The organism is Mesorhizobium sp. M8A.F.Ca.ET.021.01.1.1 (assembly GCF_003998025.1).
GTDB lineage: Bacteria > Pseudomonadota > Alphaproteobacteria > Rhizobiales > Rhizobiaceae > Mesorhizobium.
This window is the reverse complement of sequence record NZ_RZSJ01000034.1, coordinates 1-3,066: the sequence shown is the minus strand read 5'-3', so window position 1 is coordinate 3,066 and position 3,066 is coordinate 1. Positions and strand designations below refer to the sequence as shown.

Below are 3,066 nucleotides of genomic sequence, written 5' to 3'. Positions count from 1 at the left end.
TGGCTCTGGCGGCGATCATGCCGATAACCTGGAGTCCAATCCTGATCTATTTCGGCATCACCATCATCCTCGGGCTGATCCACTGGACCGGACTGGCGCGGGCCGTGCGATCAAAGCTTCTGGCCTTGCGCGAGGAGGATTACGTTCTGGCCGCGCAATTGATGGGCGCCAGCAGCAGCCGCATCATCGGGCGGCACCTCATCCCCGGTTTCATGTCGCATCTGATCGCGACGGCGACGATCTCCATACCCGGCATGATCCTGGGCGAGACGGCGCTGAGCTTCCTTGGGCTGGGCCTGAGGCCACCGACAACCAGCTGGGGCATCCTGCTGACCGAGGCGCGCAGCGTCAGCGTCATCGCGTTCTATCCATGGCTGCTTTTGCCGATGCTCCCCGTCGTTCTCGTCATCTTGGCGTTCAACTTCCTCGGCGACGGCTTGCGGGACGCCGCAGACCCCTACAAGTGAGCTCGCTATTCCGCCGCGCGCAGGACCACCCGGTATGACTGCCGGCCTCCCTACGGTTGTTGCAGTGTTCATCATCCGCCCCTATACGTGCCGACACGCAATCGAGCTCAGCCGTCGCCTTCGGGACGTACTCGTGAACAGTTCTTGTCGCGGGCATTGCCTATCTCTTGATCTGGTTAGGACACAAAAAGCATATGAGTCGTCTCGAGAATTTCATCAGCAGAATGACCGCACAGCGTGACATTCTCGATCATGTCTGCGCCGAGGTGGCGAAGATGGATGGGCTTGTGCTCGAGCTCGGCCTCGGCAATGGTCGGACGTTCCACCATCTGCGCGAGCGCCTGCCCGGGCGTCGGATCGTGGTGTTCGACCGCGAAGTCGGCGCACATGCCAGCTCAATTCCCGACGCCGAAAACCTCGTGCTCGGCGAAATACGCGAGACGGGCCGCAAGTTCATTGGCATCGAAGCCGCCCTTGTTCATGCCGACATCGGCACCGGCTATGATGATCGCGATGCAGTGACCGCTACCTGGCTTCCCGATCTGATCGCGAGCCTGCTTCGCGTCGGCGGCTTCGCGGTCAGTGGCACGCCGCTCGACCACCCGCTGCTGCAACGCCTCCCGGCGCCGACGTCGGAGCCCGCCGATCGTTATTTCCTTTGCAAGCGCGTGTGAGCGGCCGAGAGCCGCTTCACGGAAACGCTGCTCCCAGCTCTTTGTTTTAACGCAATTCGTGCTTTTTCAGGGGATTGTATACACAGCGATCTCCCGCTCAATGCCGCGCAGCGAGACTTCGTGGGGCACGGGCGTCAGCGCGCTCCTGCGCAACAGATCGGCGGTGAGATTGTCGTCGACCACCGAATGGGTGGCGAAGATCGCCTGTGCGTTGGCCAGGTTCTGTACCCGTGAAGCAATGTTGACCGTCTGGCCGAAATAGTCCTGCCGCTCGTTCATGGACACGGCGATGCAAGGGCCGGCATGGACGCCGATCTTGAGCAGCAGGTCCTCGCGCCCGCTCTTGTCGTTGAGCGCACGCATGGCATCGCGCATCCTGAGGGCCGCGGCAATCGCACGATCAGGCGTTGCGAAGGTCGCCATCACCGCATCACCGATCGTCTTGACCACCGCGCCTGCCTCCGCCGCGACGATCTCGTGCAGAACCTGGAAATGCGCGCGCACGAGATCGAAGGCAGCAAGGTCGCCCACCCGTTCGTAAAGGGCGGTCGAACCGCGCAGGTCGGTGAACAGGAAGGTCAGGCTGGTGATTTTCAGGCGCTGGTTGATGTCGAGCGTATCCGTGCGATAGAGATCGCGGAACGTCTGGTTGGTGAGCAGGCGCTTGGCGGTGAGGAAGGGCCGGCGTTTACCCAGGAAATCGTGCAAGGCCTGGCCGGCGATGAAAACCGTCGGCAGCACGCGGGTGTCGGTCCTGTTTTCCAGGGAAATGCGCAACGGGCCGGGTTGCATCTCCAGCGTTTGGTTCTGGACATGGTCGCGGTCGAAGACCAAAGAGAGGCTTCGGCGCTCCTTTGTTGGTTCGCCCTTCACGTCGATGAACTGCGCTGAATGGGTGACCGGCTCAAAGACGATGATGAATTCGGACGGAAGCTGTATGGGCAGAAGCGCCTTTTCACCGGGCGCAAGCTCGATATCTTCCAGCGAAAACGCTTCCAACCTTTTCGCGAAATCCTCATCCGGCACATCAACGCCCGACGCCCAGTAGATCTGGCGGAAATATTCCACCAGCGGCAGTTCGTGTGGATTGTGGGCGGCAATCCTGCGTATGCGTGGACTGACGGTGAATGTCACCTCGACCATCTCGTCGAGGGTTGGCGAATAGCCCTCGGAGCACAGCGCGCAGGTGTATTCGTCTTTCTGGAGGGTTTTCAGCGTGGCGTTGGTGTCGAGCACGCCGCCACAGCCTGGGCACAGAACATTCCAGGAAACATCGAAGATGCCCACCCGCGCCGCATGGAGAAATGCGCTTATGGTGCGCTCCTCGTCGAGGCCATGCTTGCTGGCGAAGGCTGGCGCATTGATGCGGCAAAGTTCGCGGTCGTCGCCGTCCGCGACGGTTCGCTTGATCGCGTCGATTACCAGTGGATCGACATCGGTCGATTGCCGCAGAAGCGAGAACAGATCCTGAGCTTCATTCATCCTGCTGGCTCCAGAAAATGCGCCTCCCAGGCGTGTTGATCGGACTGCCCTTGGTGCGAGTGCTGCATTTTACTTCGAAACGGACCATTCGAATAGGCAAGCCTGGTGATGGTTCAATTTCCATTCGGCGGATTTTCTCCGGCCGCAAGCGGCACTATGATGGTCGATAGGCGTTCATCTTTGGGGTTTTCTCCTGTGCCGACACCCGACAACCCGCCATTTCCCGCCGCCCTGCGCCTTTTCTCGGCGGGGGTCATCATCGTCCTGATCGTCGGCGCCGGCCTGTTTTTCGCGCCTGAGCTGGTCAAGCCGCGGTGGCCTTGGCCTGTCACGCCGTTCAGTGCCCGCTTCCTCGGTGGCTTCTACACCGCCGAAATGGCGGTGATGGCAGCGCTGCTGGTCTGGAATCGCTGGTCGCCCGGCAGGCTCGTCCTCGTCATGGC

General features: G+C 61.1%; 3 protein-coding genes and 1 pseudogene. 3 read left to right on the top strand and 1 reads right to left on the bottom strand.

The annotated features are described in order from the left end of the window. The coding region (locus EOA36_RS38060; protein ID WP_245464252.1) for an ABC transporter permease at positions 1-467 on the top strand (467 nt) is incomplete at its 5' end. A gap of 194 nt (positions 468-661) precedes the next feature. Continuing rightward, positions 662-1,141: a class I SAM-dependent methyltransferase gene (locus tag EOA36_RS05395; protein ID WP_127275920.1), complete on the top strand. Its 480-nt coding sequence runs from the start codon at positions 662-664 to the stop codon at positions 1,139-1,141. 66 nt (positions 1,142-1,207) lie between these two features. Here EOA36_RS05395 and EOA36_RS05390 read toward each other — a convergent pair whose 3' ends face one another. Further along, complete coding sequence (locus EOA36_RS05390; RefSeq protein WP_127275919.1) at positions 1,208-2,623, bottom strand: adenylate/guanylate cyclase domain-containing protein; 1,416 nt, start codon at positions 2,621-2,623, stop codon at positions 1,208-1,210. Between the two features lie 195 nt (positions 2,624-2,818). Between EOA36_RS05390 and EOA36_RS05385 the strand changes: the two are divergent. Further along, a pseudogene (locus EOA36_RS05385) lies at positions 2,819-3,066 on the top strand (hypothetical protein); the annotation flags it as partial.

Excerpts from the sequence above, each read along its gene's own strand:
- EOA36_RS05395 (WP_127275920.1), top strand. The coding sequence starts at position 662 with ATGAGTCGTCTCGAGAATTTCATCAGCAGAATGACCGCACAGCGTGAC.
- EOA36_RS05390 (WP_127275919.1), bottom strand. The coding sequence starts at position 2,623 with ATGAATGAAGCTCAGGATCTGTTCTCGCTTCTGCGGCAATCGACCGAT.